General features: G+C 45.5%; 22 protein-coding genes. 7 read left to right on the forward strand and 15 right to left on the reverse strand.

The features are described 5' to 3' along the window. Positions 1–106: 106 nt before the first annotated feature. From OCV11_RS21240 to OCV11_RS21260, 5 genes are read right to left on the reverse strand one after another with little or no spacing between them, the layout of a single operon-like run. Positions 107–3310, reverse strand: coding sequence for an efflux RND transporter permease subunit (locus tag OCV11_RS21240; protein WP_261896417.1), 3204 nt, complete (start codon positions 3308–3310; stop codon positions 107–109). Continuing rightward, positions 3307–4308, reverse strand: a complete 1002-nt coding sequence (locus OCV11_RS21245; RefSeq protein WP_261896418.1) for an efflux RND transporter periplasmic adaptor subunit — start codon at positions 4306–4308, stop codon at positions 3307–3309. Before OCV11_RS21245 ends, OCV11_RS21240 begins: the two co-directional genes overlap by 4 nt. Before the next feature lie 29 nt (positions 4309–4337). Next, complete coding sequence (locus tag OCV11_RS21250; RefSeq protein ID WP_261896420.1) at positions 4338–4781, reverse strand: YeeE/YedE family protein; 444 nt, start codon at positions 4779–4781, stop codon at positions 4338–4340. Beyond that, on the reverse strand, positions 4778–5206 hold the full coding sequence (locus tag OCV11_RS21255; protein WP_261896421.1) for a YeeE/YedE family protein: 429 nt from the start codon (positions 5204–5206) through the stop codon (positions 4778–4780). Before OCV11_RS21255 ends, OCV11_RS21250 begins: the two co-directional genes overlap by 4 nt. Positions 5207–5221: 15 nt before the next feature. Continuing rightward, positions 5222–5539, reverse strand: a complete 318-nt coding sequence (locus OCV11_RS21260) for an ArsR/SmtB family transcription factor (RefSeq protein WP_261896422.1) — start codon at positions 5537–5539, stop codon at positions 5222–5224. 155 nt (positions 5540–5694) lie between these two features. On the opposite strand from OCV11_RS21260, the gene OCV11_RS21265 reads away from it, so the two are divergent. From OCV11_RS21265 to OCV11_RS21275, 3 genes are all read left to right on the forward strand, one after another. Beyond that, a complete protein-coding gene (locus OCV11_RS21265; protein WP_261896423.1) occupies positions 5695–5919 on the forward strand; it encodes a YgaP family membrane protein in 225 nt (74 codons plus the stop codon). Continuing rightward, positions 5912–7612, forward strand: coding sequence for an FAD-dependent oxidoreductase (locus OCV11_RS21270; RefSeq protein ID WP_261896424.1), 1701 nt, complete (start codon positions 5912–5914; stop codon positions 7610–7612). Before OCV11_RS21265 ends, OCV11_RS21270 begins: the two co-directional genes overlap by 8 nt. A 292-nt stretch (positions 7613–7904) precedes the next feature. Continuing rightward, positions 7905–8600 carry a class I SAM-dependent DNA methyltransferase gene (locus OCV11_RS21275; RefSeq protein ID WP_261897975.1) on the forward strand — a complete coding sequence of 232 codons (696 nt, stop codon included), beginning with the start codon at positions 7905–7907 and terminating at the stop codon, positions 8598–8600. Between the two features lie 84 nt (positions 8601–8684). Here the strand turns inward: OCV11_RS21275 and OCV11_RS21280 are convergent, their stop codons facing one another. Continuing rightward, positions 8685–9002: an antibiotic biosynthesis monooxygenase family protein gene (locus OCV11_RS21280; RefSeq protein ID WP_261896425.1), complete on the reverse strand. Its 318-nt coding sequence runs from the start codon at positions 9000–9002 to the stop codon at positions 8685–8687. Between the two features lie 192 nt (positions 9003–9194). Here OCV11_RS21280 and OCV11_RS21285 point away from each other — a divergent pair, with 192 nt between their 5' ends. The 3 genes from OCV11_RS21285 (at position 9195) to OCV11_RS21295 (ending at position 10215) form a co-directional block, all read left to right on the forward strand. After that, entirely contained in the window at positions 9195–9443 is a 249-nt protein-coding gene (locus OCV11_RS21285) for a type II toxin-antitoxin system Phd/YefM family antitoxin (RefSeq protein ID WP_261896426.1), read from the forward strand. Continuing rightward, complete coding sequence (locus OCV11_RS21290) at positions 9433–9723, forward strand: type II toxin-antitoxin system RelE family toxin (protein ID WP_261896427.1); 291 nt, start codon at positions 9433–9435, stop codon at positions 9721–9723. Before OCV11_RS21285 ends, OCV11_RS21290 begins: the two co-directional genes overlap by 11 nt. A 138-nt stretch (positions 9724–9861) precedes the next feature. Beyond that, entirely contained in the window at positions 9862–10215 is a 354-nt protein-coding gene (locus OCV11_RS21295; protein ID WP_261896428.1) for a hypothetical protein, read from the forward strand. Positions 10216–10276: 61 nt separating this feature from the next. Here the strand turns inward: OCV11_RS21295 and OCV11_RS21300 are convergent, their stop codons facing one another. The 3 genes from OCV11_RS21300 to OCV11_RS21310 form a co-directional block, all read right to left on the reverse strand. After that, complete coding sequence (locus tag OCV11_RS21300; RefSeq protein WP_261896430.1) at positions 10277–10909, reverse strand: DUF2807 domain-containing protein; 633 nt, start codon at positions 10907–10909, stop codon at positions 10277–10279. Continuing rightward, a complete protein-coding gene (locus tag OCV11_RS21305) occupies positions 10884–12092 on the reverse strand; it encodes an IS4 family transposase (protein WP_261894455.1) in 1209 nt (402 codons plus the stop codon). Before OCV11_RS21305 ends, OCV11_RS21300 begins: the two co-directional genes overlap by 26 nt. Positions 12093–12492: 400 nt before the next feature. Beyond that, positions 12493–13158, reverse strand: a complete 666-nt coding sequence (locus OCV11_RS21310) for an adenosylcobinamide amidohydrolase (protein WP_261896431.1) — start codon at positions 13156–13158, stop codon at positions 12493–12495. 250 nt (positions 13159–13408) lie between these two features. Here OCV11_RS21310 and OCV11_RS21315 point away from each other — a divergent pair, with 250 nt between their 5' ends. Next, on the forward strand, positions 13409–14167 hold the full coding sequence (locus tag OCV11_RS21315; protein WP_261896432.1) for a TonB-dependent receptor plug domain-containing protein: 759 nt from the start codon (positions 13409–13411) through the stop codon (positions 14165–14167). A gap of 200 nt (positions 14168–14367) precedes the next feature. Here the strand turns inward: OCV11_RS21315 and OCV11_RS21320 are convergent, their stop codons facing one another. The 6 genes from OCV11_RS21320 to OCV11_RS21345 all read right to left on the reverse strand — a co-directional run bounded on the left by OCV11_RS21320 (position 14368) and on the right by OCV11_RS21345 (position 21458). Next, the gene (locus OCV11_RS21320) at positions 14368–14865 is read right to left on the reverse strand and encodes a GNAT family N-acetyltransferase (RefSeq protein WP_261896433.1); all 498 of its coding nucleotides are present in this window, start codon (positions 14863–14865) and stop codon (positions 14368–14370) included. A 153-nt stretch (positions 14866–15018) separates the two neighbouring features. After that, positions 15019–18630: a glycoside hydrolase family 78 protein gene (locus tag OCV11_RS21325; protein ID WP_261896435.1), complete on the reverse strand. Its 3612-nt coding sequence runs from the start codon at positions 18628–18630 to the stop codon at positions 15019–15021. A gap of 361 nt (positions 18631–18991) precedes the next feature. Continuing rightward, positions 18992–19513 (reverse strand): GNAT family N-acetyltransferase, encoded by a 522-nt coding sequence (locus tag OCV11_RS21330; protein WP_261897976.1) that lies wholly within the window; start codon positions 19511–19513, stop codon positions 18992–18994. A gap of 212 nt (positions 19514–19725) precedes the next feature. Further along, a complete protein-coding gene (locus OCV11_RS21335) occupies positions 19726–20220 on the reverse strand; it encodes a DUF523 domain-containing protein (protein WP_261896437.1) in 495 nt (164 codons plus the stop codon). Between the two features lie 176 nt (positions 20221–20396). Then, positions 20397–20933 (reverse strand): GNAT family N-acetyltransferase, encoded by a 537-nt coding sequence (locus OCV11_RS21340; protein WP_261896439.1) that lies wholly within the window; start codon positions 20931–20933, stop codon positions 20397–20399. Between the two features lie 114 nt (positions 20934–21047). After that, positions 21048–21458, reverse strand: a complete 411-nt coding sequence (locus tag OCV11_RS21345; RefSeq protein WP_261896441.1) for a hypothetical protein — start codon at positions 21456–21458, stop codon at positions 21048–21050. Positions 21459–21621: the final 163 nt, after the last annotated feature.

Genomic DNA, 21621 nt, shown 5'->3' on the forward strand with positions numbered 1-21621 from the left:
TACGTCACTCGCTCAACAAGTGATTAAGGAATGTATGCACCACAAGAGCGTCACGCCCTCGGCTCTTGTGGTGAGAAAAGTGCAGTCACAAAGGCTTCGGCGCTTACTACGCCACTCTCCTATGCATAACGGCGTAATACAGAATAGGAATCACCACTAAGGTTAAGATGGTTGAAACCGCTATTCCAAACAGCAGCGCAATCGCTAACCCATTAAAAATTGGGTCATCAAGGATAAACAGCGCTCCCATCATGGCTGCAAGTCCGGTCAGCACGATAGGTTTTGCGCGAATAGCCGCGGCGTGAACCACTGCGGTGGCTAAATCAACGCCGCGCTGAGTTTCTAAGCGTGTGAAATCCACCAGCAAAATCGAATTACGCACTATGATGCCCGCTAAGGCAATCATGCCAATCATGGATGTTGCCGTAAATTGGGCATGCAGCAGCGCATGTCCGGGCATTACACCAATAATGGTCAGTGGAATCGGCGCCATAATGATGAGCGGTACTAAGTAGGATTTAAACTGTGCTACCACCAACAGGTAGATCAACACCATTCCCACCGCATACGCAATGCCCATATCACGAAACGTTTCATAGGTGATGGTCCATTCCCCATCCCAACGAATTTGCACACCATTTAGGCCATCAGGCTGGTTAATCCAGTATTGTTCTACATGCTTAGATGAATCGATCTCTTGGCTAATTCGAACCATGCCATAAAGCGGACTATCTAACGAACCTGACATATCAGCCGCGACCATAACGGTCGGCACCATATTTTTATGCACCAAGTCCGGTTCCATGGTCTGTTGCCGCACCGTCACCAGATCGCTTAGAGCATACTGACGACCGTTCACACTCGGCACTTGCAAAGTAAGTAATGAATCGGCAGTCAGCTTAGCCTCCTCTTTGAGTTCAACTCGCACTGGAATCGGATACTTGCTTGATTCTGAATGCAAATAGCTCACCGCTTTGCCGCCCATCGCGGTATTTAGGGTATCAATAATGGTTTGATAAGAAATTCCCCATTGCGCGCTCTTTTGTCGATCTATCAGCAGTTGCCACTTTTGGTGCGTTTCAGGCAGATAGATATCCACATCGACAATATCTGGGGTTTGATTTAATCGCTCGCGCAACATCCGCGCAGCAGCGATACGCGCACTGTCACTCGGTGCGTACACCTCGGCCAGTATCGGTGACCATACGGGTGGTCCAGGCGGAACCTCCACCACTTTCACTTTGCCGCCATAATGGCGCGCAATCGTCACCAGTGACGGGCGAACTCTGCTGGCGATTTCATGGCTGGAACGATCGCGTTCATGCTTGCCAACCAAATTGACTTGAATATCCCCCTGCTGGGATTGATTGCGCATAAAGTAGTGTCGAACTAGCCCATTGAAATTTATGGGCGCAGCCGTGCCGACGTAGATCTGATAATCATGCACTTCAGGCACCAGGCCTAATGATCTGCCCATTTCAAACAAGATGCGCTGCGTCTCTTCCAATGAAGTTCCTTCAGGCATATCCAGCACCACTTGAAATTCTGACTTATTATCAAAGGGTAACATTTTTAACACCACCGCTTGATAGACAGGCAAAAGCAGCGATCCCACGATTAACAACCCAATACCTGCAGTAAGCCCCCAGCGATGTTGGCGCTGTTTTGGCCCTTGAACAAAAGGCGTCAGCAGTTTGGTAAAAAGATGCAGCGATCGTCTAGCACTGGCATCGTCATGGTCATCTTTGATTCGATGGACTACCTTGCTGGAAAGACGCAGTGCCAGCCAAGGGGTAATCACAAAAGCCACCAGTAGCGAAAGAATCATCCCCATGGAAGCATTAATTGGGATGGGGCTCATGTAAGGTCCCATCAACCCAGAGACGAACGCCATAGGCAGTAAGGCGGCAATAACCGTGAGAGTGGCTAAGATGGTCGGCCCTCCTACCTCATCAACGGCGATAGGAATAAGGTTTTTTAACGGCGCGTCACTTTGTAAGCGGTGACGGTGGATGTTTTCGACCACCACAATCGCATCATCGACCAAAATCCCAATCGAAAAGATTAGGGCAAACAAAGAAACGCGGTTGAGAGTAAAACCCCATACCCACGAAGCAAACAGTGTAATGAACAAGGTAACAATAATCGCCCCTGCAACAATAATCGACTCACGCCAGCCCATGGCGATCAGTACCAGCAGCACAACGGCGGCGGTGGCAAACACCAATTTGCCCAGCAGTGTGTTGCTTTTCTCCTGAGCGGTCGCACCGTAATTGCGGGTAATATCGACCTGAACATTCGGTGGAATGAGTGTATTGCGCAGCGTTTGAATGCGTTGGCTGACCGCATTGGCGACATCCACCGCGTTAATACCGTTTTGTTTGGCAATCGCAATGGTCACCGCAGGAAGCGGATCGTCGCCAACATCAACAGAACTACCGTTCGCTTTTGCTGGGACACTCCAGACATTTTGAGTCGCAATTCCAACACCTAAACTCACTTGAGCAACATCACTTAAATAGACAGGGACAGAATGGTGCACACCAACAACAATCTGTTCTATCTCATCAGCTGTTCGAATCGGTTGACCGATTTGCAATGGTAGTGTCTGGTCCATGCGGGTTAAATGCAGCGTCGTACCGCGCGCCGTTTGCCCAGTTAACTGCTGATTTAACGCATCAATCGTGATACCAAACGCATTCATTTTAACCGGGTCAAGACGCACATCGACAATGGTAGGATGCGCCCCCACCGTATAGATATCGCGCGTACCTTTGATACGTTTGAGCTCTGTCTCTAAACCGTGAGCGACTTCGGTTAATCCGTTGTTAGTGAGTGATGCAGAAGGGTCGGTCAGCGTTAAAGTGACAATAGGAACATCTTCAATCCCTTTGGGTTTAATGATCGGCTCACCCACTCCCAAACCTTGTGGGAGCCAATCTTTATTGGAATAAAGTTGATTGTACAGTCGCACGATCGCGTCATTACGGGTGACTCCAACTTTAAACACCGCGACGATCAATGCTCCATCGGGGCGAGAGAACGAATAGAGCTTATCCAACCCAGCAACTTCTGAAATCACTTGCTCCGCTGGCGTCGTGACAACGCTTTCCACCTCTTTCGCCGACGCCCCCGGAAACGGGATATACACATCGGCGAAGGTCACATCGATCTGCGGCTCTTCTTCTTTCGGCGTAATGATAATTGCGAAAAGCCCAAGTAGCAGCGCAACAATGGTGATGAGTGGTGTCATGGCGCTGCACAAAAAATAACGTGCAATCCTTCCTGAGATCCCCAGCTTATCGCTCATTGGTGCGTCTCCTCATTGAGCGGATTGGCAACCACTAAGTCACCGATGCGCAAGCCTGACAGCACTTCTATCATCTCACCATAGCGAGCCCCCAACCGAATCGGCACCATAATTTTGTGCTGCTGTTGCTTCACATAGACAGTGGCAAACTCACCGCGTTGCACCACAAGGTCTTGAGGAATAAACAGTGCGTTGCGTTGACCGTAATAAAAACGCACTTTAACCCACATGCCCGGCATTAAATCCGGCACGTTATCCGCCAAATTCAAACGCAGCGTAAAGGTATGGCTCTGGCTGTCTGCATAATGAAACAGCTGGGTACTAACTGGTATTAAGACGGATGAATTAGGTGTGATGATTGAAAACTGATCCGCTTGTTTAACTTGATTAAACAATACTTGAGGCAATGCCACTTCCACTCTGAGTTTATCGAGGGCAAAACCACTCAGTAGCGGTGTTCCTGGTGCGACACTTTCACCTAGTTCGACATGCCTTTCGGTCACAATCCCCGCATAAGGAGCCAGAATTTTGGTATAACCGAGGCGCTCTTTCGCTTGGTCCACCGCAGCTTGTGCTCGAGTAACCGCCGCCTTAGTTGCCTTGGCATTCGCGATGGCACTATCTAATTGTTCTTGAGAAATGGCGCCTTTCGGTAGGAGTGTTTGGTAGCGTTTAAGCAGGCTTTGCGCTTCGCTGTTACGCGCTTCAGCACTATTGAGTGCCGCAATTGCAGAGTTGAGTTGGGCTTGTTGTTCAACCGAACTAATTTCAAGCAGTGGCGTACCTTTAGCCACGATATCATTGACTTGTGCGAGTACACCAACGACGGTACCAGAGGTTTGGGCGGCCACCGTACCGCGATTGACGGGTTGAACATTGCCATCAAATTCAACCACCTTGGGAATGGTTGACATCGTTACCTGATGAATCGAATTGGGCATCGCAGCGTAACCCGTTGCCGTTAATGCCCAAACCACCAACCCTAACCATCTGCGCATACCCAACCCTCATTGTCATTTTCCTGTTGTTACGAGTGATGTTGCTCCTTACGCAGCAACACGCGATGAGTTCCCGTTAACCCAAGTGCCATCGCGATAACAAAAATCCATACGTCGCTGTTACCTATAGTAAGGCTGGCAAGCGCAGGACCTGGACAAATACCAGCCAGCCCCCAGCCTAAACCAAAAATAACCGCACCCAAGATCAACCGGCGATCGATTTGCTTGTTTTTCGGTAAGCAAAAACGCTCACTGCTTATTGGTGCATTTCTTGGTTTGATAAACCAACTATAGCTGGGCATAAAAATAGCGAGAGCGCCTCCCATCACAAATAGTAAGCTCGGGTCCCACACTCCAAAGACATCAAGAAATCCAAGCACTTTCTGTGGATTCGCCATGCCAGAAATGGCCATACCAACGCCAAACAGCACGCCTGAAATGAGCGCAATGAAAACAAAAGCTAACTTCTTCATCTTGTCATACCCAATAGATGCACAGTGCAAAATACCGTCAGCCCTGCCACCAGCATAAAAATCACCGTTGCCATGATAGAACGAGGTGACAAACGACCAATACCGCAGATGCCGTGACCACTGGTGCAACCATTACCAAGGCGTGTACCCACTCCGACCAATAGACCGGCAATCGCGTAATAAAACCCTGAATGACCAGAGAAGGATTTTGGCACTTCACCCCAAGCGCTTTGCGCGCCTAACCATCCGCCAAACACCAATCCCAGTAAAAACAAGTAACGCCACAGCGTATCCCCTTTTGTCGCAGAGATAGCGTACGTCACAATGCCACTTATCCCGGCGACTTTGCCGTTAAACAACATCAGCAATGTGGCTGAAATACCTAATAAAAGACCACCAATCAAAGAATACCAAGGTATGTCCATCGCCTCTTTACACTCCTAATCTGAACTTTGACAGAAAAGATCTTGCAGTTGCTTGATCAAAACGCTCACTCTGGCATCAGCCAAAGAGTAGAACACCTGTTGCGAAACCTTACGTGCAGCAATGATCCCGTGTTTACGTAATACGGTGAGATGTTGGGAAAACGCAGACTGGCTCAATTCGGAATGTTGGGCCAACTCGCCAACGCCAACCTCACCTTGAGTGAGCTGACACAGCACCATCAAACGTTCTGGGTGGGCCATAATCCGCAGCAGTTCCGCCACTTCATCGGCGTTGCGGCGCATTGTATCGACATCCACACTCATTGGACTCATAGTTTTTCTCCTCTTAACACCATGGAAAGCATACCTTTATCTTTTAATTAGTCAAATCTTATTTAGCTTGGTCGACTTTAGATAATTTAACATTAGACTTTTCTAATTAATGTGCCTATAGTGAATCACATTATGAACATGGTTGGAGTAACAACATGAATGTAGAACAAGGTGTGCGCTGTTTAGCTGGGTCGATGATCCTTCTGTCTGTGGCATTGACCTACTGGGTTCATCCTTACTTTGTGTGGTTCACCGTTTTTGTCGGTGGCAATTTGCTGCAAAGTGCCTTTACCGGCATTTGCCCTGCCGTCTGGATACTAAAAAAATTAGGATTACGTTCTTGTTGCGAGCTCAATGAAAAAGGAAAAAAGCATGACTAAGATCGTCATTATTGGTGGCGTAGCTGGCGGCGCTTCTGCTGCCGCTCGAGCACGAAGACTCAGTGAAAGCGCGCAAATTGTGATGTTTGAACGCGGCCCATTTGTCTCATTTGCTAACTGTGGTCTGCCATATCATATCGGTGGCGAAATCACTGAGCGCAGTAAATTATTGCTGCAAACCCCAGAAAGCTTTTTAGCGCGTTTCAATGTGGATGTGCGGGTGATGAGTGACATTACCGCTATCAATCGTGAAGCAAAGACAGTTACGGTACACAATCTTATTGATGGTAGTGAGTATCAAGAGAGTTACGACTTTTTGCTGTTAAGCCCCGGTGCAAACCCAATTGTTCCTCCCATTCCCGGCGTCGATAACCCGCTCACCCAATCACTGCGTAATATCCCTGATATGGATAAAATCTTACAAGTGATTGCGCTGAATAAGCCGGAGCATGCCACTGTGGTTGGCGGTGGATTTATTGGCCTTGAAATGATGGAAGCGTTCCATCGTTTAGGTATACGCACCACGCTATTGGAAATGGCCGACCAAGTGATGGCACCGGTTGATCGTGAAATGGCAGGATTTGCCCATGCCGAAATTCGCAGTAAAGGGATCGACCTTAAACTTGGCGTGGCGCTCCAAGCTGTAGAATTTGTTGCCAGTGATCACGTTGCAGCCATCGACGCTGGCGAAAGCGTCGCGCACCAGCATCTAGCAGGTTCGCTGCACTTAAGCCTTAGTAACGGTGAAACACTGACAACGCAATTGCTGATCATGGCAATTGGCGTGCGCCCCGAAACCGCCTTAGCCAAAGCGGCGGGATTACGAATTGGCGAACTGGGTGGGATCTGGACTAACGCTTCAATGCAAACCAGTGATCCCGCAATATATGCGGTCGGTGATGCGATTGAAGAGCAAGATTTTGTCACTGGAGATCCAACCATCGTACCTTTGGCCGGCCCGGCCAACCGACAAGGACGCATGGCAGCCGATAACATGTTAGGTCGCCATGAAACCTACCAAGGCACTCAAGGTACTGCTATCTGCAAGATTTTTGATTTGGCGGTCGCCGCGACGGGGAAAAATGAGAAACAACTTAAACGCGCCCAAATGGCCTACGAAAAGGTCTATGTGCATACCGCAAGCCACGCCAGTTATTACCCAGGAGCTGAACTAGTTTCGTTCAAACTGCTGTTTGACCCTAATACCGGTAAAATTTTAGGCGCACAAGCGGTGGGTAAAGATGGGGTCGATAAGCGCATCGATATCATCGCCGTTGCTCAGCGTGCTGGCATGACGGTGGAACAGTTACAACATCTTGAGCTGACCTATGCACCACCCTATGGCAGCGCTAAAGATGTGATCAACCAAGCCGCTTTTGTGGCAACCAACCTGATGAAAGGTGATGCCAAAGCGATTCATTTTGATGAGATTGACCATCTCTCCGATGACCAAGTGCTGTTGGATGTACGTAATCCCGGAGAGCTCAAAAACGGTTATATCGAAGGAGCGATCAACATTCCGGTTGATCAGTTACGTCAACGCATCAATGAACTGCCGAAAGAGAAAGAGATCGTCATTTATTGCCAAGTCGGGTTACGCGGTAACGTAGCGTATCGCCAGTTGGTCAATCATGGCTACCGTGCACGCAATCTGCTAGGCGGGTATCGCACTTACGCTTTTGCGAAAGCGTAAACACCTCTGTAAGTTCTCTTTTACTCACTCCCTCTGGTGATGATAAAAATATCGACAGAGGGATTTTTATTTCCTTTCGCTATAACACAATTTTTTGTTATAACCGATAGGAATTACTTCGCAAAATTGCATTCTTCGTATACTATGCCCAGCCCAAATTTATGAGCTAGAAGACCAAGCGCCTATGTCCGTCAATGCACTGTCCGTCAATGCACCGTCTGTCAACGAACTGTCCGTTAATGAACCGTCCGCTAATGCACTGTATACCGATCTCTCTGGTTACTACGATCTGATGTGTGTCGACATCGACTATCAGGCACAAAGTCACTGTATTCGTCGAATGCACCAAATGTTTGGTAACGACGGAAATACTCACCTTGATCTGGCTTGTGGTACTGGCCCGCACGTACGCCACTTTATTGATTTTGGCTTTGATAGCCAAGGCTTAGACCTTAATCAGCCAATGCTGGATATTGCCGCAACCCGCTGCCCAGAAGCTCAATTTACTCAACAGAACATGAGTGAATTCAGCGTTGAAGAGCCGCTCGATTTGATCACCTGTTTTCTCTATTCGATCCACTACAACGATGGGATTGAGAAACTCAAAGAGTGCATCGCGAACGTACATAAAGCGCTCAAACCTAACGGTGTGTTCTGCTTTAACGTGGTCGACAAGACCAAAATCGACAACAAGCTATCGGTAAAACACACGGCAGAACAAGACGAACACCTATTTACCTTCCAATCAGGTTGGCATTACAAAGGTGAAGGCGAAAGACAATCATTGCTGCTGAGCATTGAAAAGAGTTCAGCCGATGAAACACACATCTGGAACGATGAACACCCAATGGTGGCGGTCAGTTTTGATGAGATGGCGGAGCTACTCGCCCCTTACTTTGAAGTGCATCAATTTGAGCACGATTACGAGAAGATTTTGCCACTGAGTCCAAAGTCAGGAAACGCGATTTTTACCTGTGTAAAACTCTAAACGCTCATCACGAAATAAGCTTTAACCGAAAGTCCCATTGTTACGATGGGACTTTTTTATTTGGGTGCTATTTAAATACCGTAGTTAAATACCGTAGTCGCGTTCTACCTTCGATATGCGGGTCTTAAATGACGAATACCATTTGTCATGACCAAGCTTTTGTGCTGCTTGGTGCTCGGCATTGGCCTTCCACTGCCTGATAGACTCTAGATCAGACCAATATGAAACCGTAATTCCAACATCCTCGCGCGCCGATTCGACACCCAAAAATCCCGGTTGCTTTGCTGCTAGTTCGACCATTCGCTCTGCCATTTGGCCGTAACCACTATCACCTTCAGTGCGGTGAGACGTAAAAATGACCGCGTAGTATGGCGGCTTAGGCGTGTTAGCAATAAGGGACATCTATATTCCTTCTGTTTGTATCAGAAAATTGATAGTGAATGATTGGCACAGCACCACTTCGTCGTTGTACCAGTGAACCAATCGCTGTAAACCATATATAATCAAATAAACCGTATCGACTCCTGAGCCTTGTTATAACGTTTAACCCAAGCTAAAATGACCACATAAAAGACCACTTAAAGGACCTTTAAAATGACCTCTAGAATCTTAGCTGATGTTGCCGCAAGTATTACTGAATTAAAAGCTAATCCAATGAAAGTTGCTAGCAGTGCTTACGGTCAACCTGTCGCTGTTCTTAACCGAAATGAACCTGCTTTTTATTGCGTCCCAGCTGAAGCTTACGAAATGATGATGGATAAACTTGAAGATCTAGAGCTACTATCCATTGCCAAAGAACGTGAAACAGAAGAAAGCATTTCGGTAAACCTAGATGATTTATAAGCTAAATTTTAAAAAATCTGCTCTTAAAGAATGGAAGAAACTTGGTTCAACCTTACAGGAGCAATTTAAGAAAAAATTAGCTGAAAGGTTAACTAACCCTCATGTGCCAGCTGCAAAACTGTCTGGTGCAGATAACATGTATAAAATTAAACTTCGCCAATCGGGTTATCGATTAGTTTACAAAGTCGAAGATGACATTATCGTAGTCACCGTGTTAGCCGTTGGGAAACGAGAACGAAGCAGTGTTTATCATAACGCAATGAAACGCTTGGATGATTGAAAGCAGTAAAATTATAGGCTCTATGCCGCCCACCAGAAGCGAACAATTTCAAACCACTGTTGGCTTATGTAAGCGCATCCATCGGCACATTTCTCCACAATTTGATGTCATTACCCAAATTTCAAAGAATGGATATTTATGAATAGTATTAATGTACTCACACATAGTGCCATTTTCACGACAAAAGATAGCTCATTTAAAATAAATCAGAAAAGAATGCTAGACGCTATTATTAATAGCAAGGGCACATGGGGAGCGTGTTATTCTGAAGAATTTGGTGTAACTTTAGTCAACTTAATCAATAAAACGCTAACTCCGATCCCCATACCTGCCAATACAAGATTTTATGCCTTTAATCCCCATGTTGAAAAAATAACTCCTTTTGGGTTCACTTTAGTTTTGGCTCACCCTGATAAAAATGAATTATTTTGGCAACACAAAATATCACCAGATTCATTCACTTTGGACAAAGAGTTTACTCAGTGGCATTGAATGGAAGCTAGCGCCAAAAATACATGAATATTAAGCGTCCACTAATTTTCTTGTTACATATTTATTCACGACGAGCCAATGATATAGAACCACTGCCAATTATTTTCTGTTTAAGCAGTTTTGGGCTACTCAAGTACTCAATTCGCCCAGATCCATTTACAAACCCATTCAATTCAGAATAGACATTGAGTCGGACTGAACCTGAACCATCAATATTGATCTTCCCATTTTGAGACATCAAGTCTGTCGCCTCCAACTGAGCTGAACCACTTAAGAGCACGGTGAGGTTTCCAACTTGACCTTGCAATACAGTATTACTGGCGCCATTTAAAATTACAGTAAAACTCTTAGCGGTAAGTTCTCTAACATCGACTTTTTGCGCTCCATTTAAAGTTAAACGCGATATCTGATCATTTGATAACTCAAAAGTAAATCCTTTGGACAGTGTAACTTGAGATTCGCTATCAATTTCAAATTCACCATTTGAACAAGTGTATTTCAGAGTATTTAACTCTTTACTGATACCTTTGACATAACTAGAAAATTCACCTTTTGCGATCAATTTTACCGTTGATGGTACATTTATAGTTAATCTAGTGTACTCACAATCCGGTAACTTTTTTTCAACTAAATTTTCATTTGCTAACGCTAAACGCTGAGGGATCCCCTCATAATTTCCCCAAGGCGCAACCATATTTGAATAGATTTTGAGCAAGCAGGGTTGCAGCTGCGAGCAAGTCTTCCCTCGTTATTGTGTAGCCAGAATGCCGCAATACTTCCATGCCTAAGCGTACTGTTGAGAGTACATTTCGATTTTTAACAGTGTTCGCTTGGAAGTGCTTATCCCAACCTTGTTTCTGAGCATGAACTCCAGCAAGCCAAGAGGTCAGTTGAAGCATTAGGGTGATTAGCAGCATGATATCAAAGCGCTCTGAGCTGCTAGTTCGGCTATGACGGAGGCCTAATCCATACGCAGGGCTTTTCAAGTCTCGGAATGTTTCTTCAATCTGCATACGCTTCGAGTAGAGCCTAACAAGTTGCTTTGGCGTTCGAGTGTCAGCGGGTAAGTTAGTGGCAAGAACCCATGCTTCTTTTGCCGAAGCAGAGTAAACTTTATGAGACGGATGATGACAATTCGTCCGTGTCGAACGCTGATTTTTTCGGCCTTTAGAACGAGATTTATACAGTGTAATTTGACATGAGATTGGATTGCTCTTGGTCAACCTCTTATAGCCTAACGTCTTTGAACGACTTGAGGATGTGTCATGTAAGTTACTGATAGGTTGCCAGTTTTCTGCGCCAATATCGGCATATTGCACTTTCCCTCTTACTCGACTTAACCAGTACCAACCCAATTTCTCAACGGATTTATACCATGGCACTTTAAAGCCTGCATCACTGACAATGAGCGGTGTAGTGTTACTCGGTAGAATGCTTGCAAGGTCGGCTAGAAATTGGTCATGAGCCTTCTTTGAACATTGCTCTGAAAGCGGAAACGCTTTCTCATAAAGAGTAATAGAACGGCCCTGTAGCGCCACTGAAGCTCGCAATACCATAAGCCGTTTTTGCTCACGAATATCAGACCAGTCAACAAGAACAATGGGCATCGAATTACCCGAACAGATAAAGCTAGCATGCCAACGGTATACCGCGAGTCGCTCTTTGTGCAAGTGACGATTAGCTAACAATCGGTCGATTCGTTTGATGTTATGTTTTGTTCTAGCTTTCGTTGGCAGGTTACGACCAAGCTCGGTAAGAGTGAGCGTTTTACATTCAAGTAATGCGTGGCAAGCTAGCGTTAAACTGTTAAGTCGTTTTAAGTGCAATTCAGGGCAGAATTGGTAAAGAGAGTCGTGTAAAATATCGAGTTCGCACATCTTGTTGTCTGGTTATTGATTTTTCGCAGAACCATTTGATCACATGACAAGATGTGCATCTACCTTAACTTAATGATTTTTATCAAAATCATTAGGGGATTCCTCAGCGCTAAACGTCCACTAAACAAAAATACCGACAAACAAAAGATATTTTTAAAATTCATCAATTCTTACCTAAAATATAATATTTCTTTTCACAAGGCTTATTTTTATACTATTTATTTTCACAAAAAAATACACCTAGCCAGCAACATACTGTTCATCGGTCTTATTTTTCCTTGAATTCGCAAATGGCAGAACAGGTCTAGCCGCGTAGCCACCAGGACTAAACTAGGTTCATAATCTGCCATTAGGGAAAGTAGGTCAAGACTGACGCGGGAAACTGGTTAAGTATTGAAATCTAAATAATTTTGGCATTCACTTGTTGAGTTAGACACTTAGTTAAACTCTGCAGACAGGCTTCTAATACTGCTGCGCCGATCATCTCCCCCAACACGGTATGTTTACCGCAATAGTGATGGATGGCCGCGCCTTTGGGGCAAAGTACGGCGTGACTGTCAGTACCTGTGCCACTGGCAGGTAAACCAGAAATCGGGCTAACAATCTCCAAATCACGAATCGCTGTCACTTTGGCTTCCGTTAGTATCATCAATGCTTCGACTAAGGCAGTATCTGAGAGTGGCTGATTAATAAACACACCAATATTGATCGTTCCCGCCTTGGGTATCTCATCCGCTACATCGCCTACTCGGCGTGTGTTGCTAAGCCCAGCAGTCACCCAAGCATGCACTTTAAGATCGCCACGATTTTTGCACACCTGAGTAAGAGAGCGCATTGAGGCAGCGGTCATCATTCCAGTGACAGGAAACGGCAATTGGAGTGACTCTGCCTTTTCCGTTAAGGTCTGCGCGGGCGGCAACCATGGTGGAGGCTCATCTTTGTCCACTCGTAAGTTAAGCAGCGCCTCAGTATCACTGATGCCACCATTTAGGACCGCCGAACTGACCACTCGGCAAGGCAGCTCTGGCAAAAACACCAAGTAATCCTCATGTTCAATTAATTTCACTGTGCGCCTTTTTCTATTTACTAACTTACTGGATCATAAACGTAAACCTACTTCTAGGTCATTACTTATGTGTCACAACGACGCTTTATCATGCCGAGTTTTGGTCGATTTATAGGATGTTTCATAAGTCAATTCACAAACTGCATATTGACCATGCAGTTTGTGAATGAACTATTTGTTGAGTTTTCTGTCCCCATCACGCCTAATGCAATTGCGAATAATTCTTATAATCAATTTCTACGGATTTAACATGCAAGCGAAATCTCCTTTTATTCTGAAACCTTTAACTATCGCAATTAGTTCATTATTAGCGACAGTTGCCGTCAATGCGTATGCAGACGAAGCGAAACAAACGACTCAACCTGAAGTCATTAAAGTGTGGGCAACACAAATCAACAATGATTCCTCACTACTTTCTGACGATATCGATGCCAAACAAGCCGACCACCTTAGTGATTTGCTGCGCGATCAACCAGGTATCGACGTGGGTGGTTCGCACTCTATGGTGCAATCAATCAACATCCGTGGTTTAGATGAAACCGATCTTGATATCAGCATCGACGGTGTCACTCAAGCGAACAACATGTTCCACCACACGGGTAACCTACTGATCAACGCTGATATTCTTAAATCCGTAGACATCAAGTTAGGTACAAACTCTGTACTGAATAGCGGCCTATCGGGTGGCGTTCAGTTTGAAACCAAAGACGCAAAAGATCTGCTACGTCCTGGTGAAAAATTTGGTGCGCGTCTGCACGCCAACTACGGTAGCAACGACTACTTTGCTTCTTCCGCTACGCTCTATTCACAACTCAACGACACCGTTGATGGTCTAGCGTATTTCACGCTAACCGACAAACACAATCCGAAAAATGGTGACGGTGATACCAACAAAGGTAACGATGGCGAAATAAAAGATGGCATCGTGAAGTTTGGTTGGGATATCAATGAAGAACACCGTATCGGGTGCGCTCACTCTTTAAAGAGTGGAATAGCGAAGAGCACTTAATTTGCCACGCCACTTTTGGCGATACTGAACCAGTGCAATCTGCTTGCGCATAATGGCGTAAAGCCAAGTGCTAAGTAGCGGATAGAGTGTAACAACTGAGTGGCAAGTGATTAAGACCATAGCCGAATCAAGACAATTCGGCCATGGTCATTGAGGGTTTCACTCACTAAGTGAAAAGGGGAAACAGCGCGAACCAGTCATTATTGCAATTGATGAATGCGCGCCATGTAATAAACATCGACATATCGACCGTTACGAAACGCAAAATCTTTACCTTCGCCTTCGATAACAAATCCCATTTTTTTATACAGCGCCACTGCAGCTTCATTATCGGAATATACCGTCAGCTCTATACGCCGTAAATTCAACCAATTATCGGCCAGATCCAGCACGGTTTTGATAAGCGCAGAGCCAATACCTCTCCCCTGCATTTCATCTTTTACGCCGATGCCAAAAGACGCTACATGACGTCGACGCGGGCTGGTTTCGACCATAAAACCCACATTGCCGACGATTTCACCATCGATTTCCGCCACATAGGAATAGACATTATCAGGGATATTGGCGAGACGTTTCGTCCAGAGCTCGAGCGACGGATTAGGCAATTGTAAGGTGCCAGAATAGGCCACCACACCTTCATAAATCGCTTTCACCGCAGCCGCATCACTGGGCTCTGCTCGTCTCACTTGTATATCCATGTTGTTGTCCTTAGTTGACTTTTTTGCAGCATAGCATTTTAAAAAAGTAAATGTAAATCAATCGATTGATAAAAATAACCCCATTATTCAGCCTTTTCGAATAATGGGGTTAATACCTCTAACCACATCGTTTGTTACTCGGCAGAGCTGCCTTTATCGATACTGAGCTTGATAACGATACTCTCCCGACCCCAGCTCAAAACGAACGGTCTGATGGGCAAATTGGCTAGATTGAACAGATAACGGCTTGCCATTTAAACGCACTGAACTTGCGTTTTGTGCTGGCAAAATCAGGGTCGCACTGGTGTTGGCTGGAATGGTAAAACGATAATCAAAGCGCCCGTCCTTAACCTGCCAATCACTACGGATCGTGCCATACATGGATTGATACTCCCCTTTAGCAAAGGTGATCCCCAAATTTGGGTCTGGCTGCGGCGCTAGTACAAAGTGTTGGTAACCCGGTGTTTTCTCATCACTTTGAATACCTAACATATGCCGGTACATCCAAGCAGCCACTGAACCAAACGAATAATGGTTAAAGGAGTTCATGCTGTTATTGCCGGAAAACCCACCCTCTTTGGTATAGGAATTCAGTCTTTCCCAAATGGTTGTTGCCCCTTGGTCAACCGAGTAGAGCCATGATGGATAGTGTTCGTTGAGCAGCATTTTATAGGCGACATCTTGATGCCCTGTCTCTGACAACGCATTTAAAATCCAACGCGTACCAATAAAGCCAGTCATCAATGAATATGGCGGGCGAGCGACACCTTGGTCATCTTTCACTGAGCTCTTTAGATGAGTCACAAGATTTTGGGCAAACGCGCCTTTATTGGCTTTTTCAATTAAACCAATACCCAGTGGAATCGCGTAACTCGCTTGGGTATTGATCTTCTCGCCATTAGCATTATCTGCACTTTGCTCCGTTTTAGGGTCAAGGTAGCGTTGATTAAACAAGGTTTTCACTTGTTGATATAGCGCGTGATACTCCTTACTCTCTTGGTGTTTGCCCAATACCTTAGCAACTTTTGCCATGATGTTGAGATCGTAACCATAGTAGGCGCGCCATATCATATCGTTAATGGTATTTGGCCCCATAGCAGCGCCTTCAGGACTCAACCAATCGCCCAAGAAACCGGCCTTTTCAGGTGTCGTGGTCGCCAGATAGTCCATGTAACGCTTCATTGCTGGGTAATTTAGGCGAAGAGCATCCACATCACCATATTGTAAATAGGCTTCCCACGGCACGATTAAACCCGCACTGCCCCACAACATGCCACCAAATGCTGACATAGGCGACACCGCGCTAAATCGCCCTTGGCTATCTTGGGTATCGCGCATGTTCAACTCATGTTTGCGTAAAAACTGGGGCATGTTGGCAAAGTACACGGCGGCAGGAGAAAAGACCTGAATATCGCCATTCCACCCCATGCGTTCATTACGTGCAGGCGTGTCGGTGGGGATAGAAAGAAAGTTGTTGCGCATTGACCAGCTGATATTGCGCCACAGCTGATTGACCTTTTCATTGGAAGTGGTTAACGAGGAAGCCAGTTTCGGCACTGAGCTCAAAGCTAAGCTTTCCACTTGATCCAATGGCAAGGCGTTATCAATACCGGTGATTTCCAGATAACGATAGCCATGATAAGTAAAACGGGGCGACAGAACTTGTTTACCCTGTTGTAAGGTAAAGGTATCGCTGGCGTTCGCGCCGCGAATGTTCTCTAGCATCAACATTCCCGCATTGTCTGGAGATGAGTTACCTTTGGGATACGTCATTTCTCCATAACGCAGCGTCACTTGCTGCCCCGCAACAGCGTTATTGATGGTAATTTTGGGCACGGCTGCGGTATTCTGCCCCATATCGTAGACGAACACACCCGGATGAACTTCCTCAACCGATTGGGCTTTTAGGGTTTTATGCACGTTGACATCCGTTCCAAGTAAGCTCACATATTGAGCCTGGTCCCATGGTGCTAAAGTCGGCCATGGTGAATGAATTAAACTTTCGGCAATTTTATTGCTATAGACTGGCTTACTGGCAGGATACGTTGTGCCTTGATAGGTCACTTCGCTCACCGGCTGCCAAGCGCTGTCATCAAAGCCCGCTTTCGTCCATCCTGGTTGAGCTTTATTTTGATCTACAACTTGGCCTTGAAACAGGCTTGCGTAAACTAACGGCCCTTCAGCATAGCCTTTCCACTCTTTGGCATCGCTATTGATCGTTTGTACCGAACCGTCTTGATAAGTCACCACCAATTTGGCGAGTAACGATTGGCGATCGCCAAAGTAGTTCCACGCTTCCCCCACAAAACCAACGGCACCGCTCCACCAGCCTTCTGCCAGCTGGACACCTAACGCATTAGCCCCTTGTGATAGTTTGGAGGTGATGTCCAATACTTGGTAAGGCTGCGATTTATCGTATTCCGTAAAACCTGGTTGAAAATAGCTGTCGGATAAACGCTGCCCGTTAACGTAAGCATCATATATGCCGCGTGCAGTGATATAGAGCTGCGCTTTCGCAATCGGTTTATCGAGTGCGAACTCAGTGCGCAGCATGGGCATAGAGTGTTGGCTTGGGTTCTGAGTAAGAAATAGAGCATTCTCACCTGCGGTTAAGGTGAGCGCATGTTGACCAAACTGCACTTGAGGATTTTTAGCCCAGTGACCAAAAACCCCCTGATAATGCTGATTAAACTCAGCGTGAACCAACGCATTAGCGGGCTCACGATAATGACGAACCACCAGCGAATGCACTTGCGCCTTTTGTCCCACCTCTAGGGCAAACCCCACGTCACTTAGCATAGGAAACGCGATGTAATCTGAGCCTAAGCCCATCGGGTTAATATTCACACCAGGGACAAGAAAAGGTGATGCTAAAGGAGGTTTAGGGATTTGATATTGGTCGCCATCAAGATGGATATCAACGATACCGTACACACTGGAAATAGCGAGCGTGTGGGGCTGATAGCGATTTTGCTCATTGAGCACACTGGTTGGCACATCAAATTGATACAAAGGTTGAGTTGCACTGTCGGTTTTACTGTAACCGACTCGATAGACATTGATTTGCGCGGCTTTACCTTGGTCCAATTTGGACGTATCTAACTCGACTTTAACGTAAGAGTCATTAACCCCATTATGGAGATGATTGAGGTTTTTATTGCTGTCCATCAAGCGCGGATCATTGGCTCCAAACACCAAAGCCACTTTGCTTGAATGTGTGGTTTTATCTAAAGCCACTTCGGTAGATAGCCGAAAAATAGGCAAATAATCTGCATACAAAGGCAACTTATTCGCGGCTAAACCAATCCATTTGGCATTGCCCCACGCCTCGCGTTTATGGCTCAACAAACTGGTTTGAAACTGTGCGTTACGGGTTAAAAGGTTGCCATGATTATCCCAAACATCCAATTGCCAACGATAGGTGTGGGAAGGTTTTAAGCTCTGCGCGCCAAACTCGATACCAAGCGAATCGTCTGATGTCACTTTACCGCTATCCCACACCGGTTGTCCTTGTTCATCAAATACCTGTATACGATAAGCTTGCTGCTTAACATCAAACTCATCAGAGACCATTTGCCAAGCGAAACTAGGATGCGCACTGTCTAGCCCAACTGGGTCGGTTAGATAATCTACCGTAAGGTGAGTTAATTGATTTTCGGCTAGAGCAGGCAGAGATAACGCCGTAAGTAAACCCAAAGCAACGGTTCGTAGTGATTGATGGGATTGACGCCACGGGAAATGCGACACCATTGAATTCAATTTCATGTAGAGTACTCCCTCTCTATTTGGCCTTGTTTAACTCAATCCAAGGTGTTGCGAAATCAAAACATTATCTAAATCAAATGATTCACTGAGTTCAAAAGCAAAAAAACCTGACCTACTCGCGACCTTAAAGCAGCGAATAATGTCAGGTTTTGCCTGCAATACGCAGTAGCAATCCTTGGTGCCAAAACAATCCGTAGAGATGTGATAGCGATTAATTTCCCCACCATAGAGGCGTGGGGACAAATGCGCAACTCACTCCATATTAAAATGTGATGTTTTCTTCAAAGTTATACAAGGCTTATAACTTTGATTTATTTAACATCAACATAGAGTTACACATCATTTTCTCCAGCAAAGGCGGCTATAACTCCGTATGAGTAGGGCGAGTTTTGGCGTAAATCACCGTATTATCCAGAGCGCCTGATGGCAACCTACGAGCATTATGCAATACCCCTTCCAATTGATAGCCGTTACGCTCAGGAACCGCGCGACTTTTCAGATTGGTTTGCGCCGCTTTAATTTCAATTCGCTCTGCCTTTAGCTCAGTAAATGCGTAATGCTCCAGCGCCAAAACTGCCTCCGAAACATAGCCTTGGCCAACAAACTCCTGCGCTAACCAATAACCAATTTCAAAATAAGGCACCGATTTATCATGGACGATAAGGCCAATAGCCCCAATCAATTCTCCACTTTGTTTGGTATAAAGCGAATAACGTTGCTCCCCTTCAAACTTGGCAAAACAAGCCATCGCCTCAATGATACTTTGCTTAAGTTGTTCTTCCGTCAACACATTAGGCAACCATGGCAAAAAAGTTTCTAAATGATCTTTGCTATTTTGCAGCGCTGCGAGCATCACCGGTAGATCATCGAGGGAAGGTGGCATCATACGTAGGCGCGCGGTTTCAAGTTGTCTGTCAATCACAATCAAATCCTTTAACAAAAATCATAAAGTTAGGCTTAATCCACAAACTAACCCTATCTCATTCGCAGCTCAATCATTGTTTGTGTTTATTGACTACTATAAAGCCATAAACCAATAACTGTACATATATACAGTTATATTAATATCACCGTAAAAACCGCATCAATGAACCGTTAATCGCGCGAAGTATGTGGTTGTTGATTGAGATATTCTTGGATGGAGTCGGGGCTAAATACTGTGATGCCATGTTTGATCAATAATTCAGCGGTTACACCTCGACCTGGCTTCTTTACCCCAGAAAAGGTGCCGTCATAGACCAGTTCGCTGCCACAAGAAGGACTTCCTTGCGCAAGCAGCGCATAGCGAATGTTATTTGATAAACAGAGTTGTAGTGCCATATTGGCCCCACGAACAAAATCATCGGTAACGTTATGACCTTGGTTGTCTTCTACCCGGGCGTGTGCTTGCAACACTAATTGCGCTGAACCGCCCACGATCTCGGCACTTGCCCTAGGAATTGGCATTCCAGAGGCTACTTCGGGACAACACTTTACCAACTCAAAATTCGCTCTTAACAATGCGTCGAGCTGCCCAGATATTGGCAAGGATTGGCCGTTGTATCTTACTTTGTCACCGGCAAGGCATGCGCTGATAAGCAGTTTTTCCAAATCTTAGTCCTTAATGATTTGTTTACCTTTTATTGGCGAAACAGTCCACATTTTGTCATCTTCGGTGTTTTTCAAGATAGTTGTCATCGTAGCTGAACTGTTCCAACGCTAAAGCGACTACACCAATAAAATTGAGTGTGTTCATTATAAAGCTGTGGCTTACTCTTTGGTGTTGTTCATCCGATCGATAATTGATAACGCGCAGCATCAAAGCCTAAGCGCTCTTGTCGATCAACCAAGGTGAAACCACTTTTTTCATAAAAACGGCGTAACGTCGGCCTATCACCATGGCAATCACAGCGAACCCACTGACAATGGAGCTGCTTTGCTAATGCCACGATGGCGTTAATCACATCTTGCCCTAAACCACGCGAATGATAAGAATCTGCAATCGCAAACTTATGAAAAAACAGACTGTTGCGAGTATCAAGATCTGGCCAAAAAGGATCGCTATCAAAGCAAATAAACACGCAACCAATCGCTTGACCTTGGTAGTCGATAAGATAGAGCTGCTCATTTGAATAGGATTGCTGAAGCACTTCGAGCTGCACTTGCTCTTCAGTCCATAATGGGATCTGCTGACGATGGCAGCGTGCAACCGCTTGTAGTAAACAGTTCTGGGCGACTTGCCAATCCTTGTCACCAGTACTCTGCTTCAATCTCACGCGAGAAGATAAATCGGAATCAGTGCTGGTAGTTGTGTCCATTAACATGACCTTTCCTTGGCATAAGCAAAGCGTCATTCTACCAAGAACCAATACCAACTGGTTATTTTTATAGGGAAAATGTTTTCTGACTAGAATCCCTATCCTTAGTGACTGGCTATTTTAACCGTTTGAGATCTTTTTTTTTGATTGCTGTTTTGCTTGTTTTTCAGCTTTAGCGAACACCGGATCCCAACCTTTGTCTGGGCTTTTTTCTAAATAGCCACCACGGACTTCCTCAGCGAGCAGTCGCACTGGGTTTTTCTGAATGACTTTCGCCGTACCATGCTTATCCACTTCCACATCGCTGCCATCGATGTTCTTAAACACCTTGCCGTTCGCCGCGACGCCATCTTGCGGACCTTTGTACTCCTCGCCCTTTTTCACTTCAACTGGCTTGGTGCTACTTTCTGGTTTCACGTAGATGGAATGATCAGAATCGTTAATGACATCTGCAAAACTCAATGTCGGCGAAATGAATACTGATGCCAATAATGCTAAAGACACTTTACGTGCCAGCTTATACTTATTCATGACGGTTCTCCTTTCGAGCATATTCTTTTAAGCTATTTTTTGTCATTATCTATTCATAAATTTGTCACATTTTTAGGGGTTTATGAATCATGATAAAGACAGGATTAAGTCAATTTTTATCATCATTAACTACATAAGCACCAAGATAAGCACGTTACCCACT

The sequence above is a fragment of the Vibrio porteresiae DSM 19223 genome, assembly GCF_024347055.1.
GTDB classification, from domain to species: domain Bacteria; phylum Pseudomonadota; class Gammaproteobacteria; order Enterobacterales; family Vibrionaceae; genus Vibrio; species Vibrio porteresiae.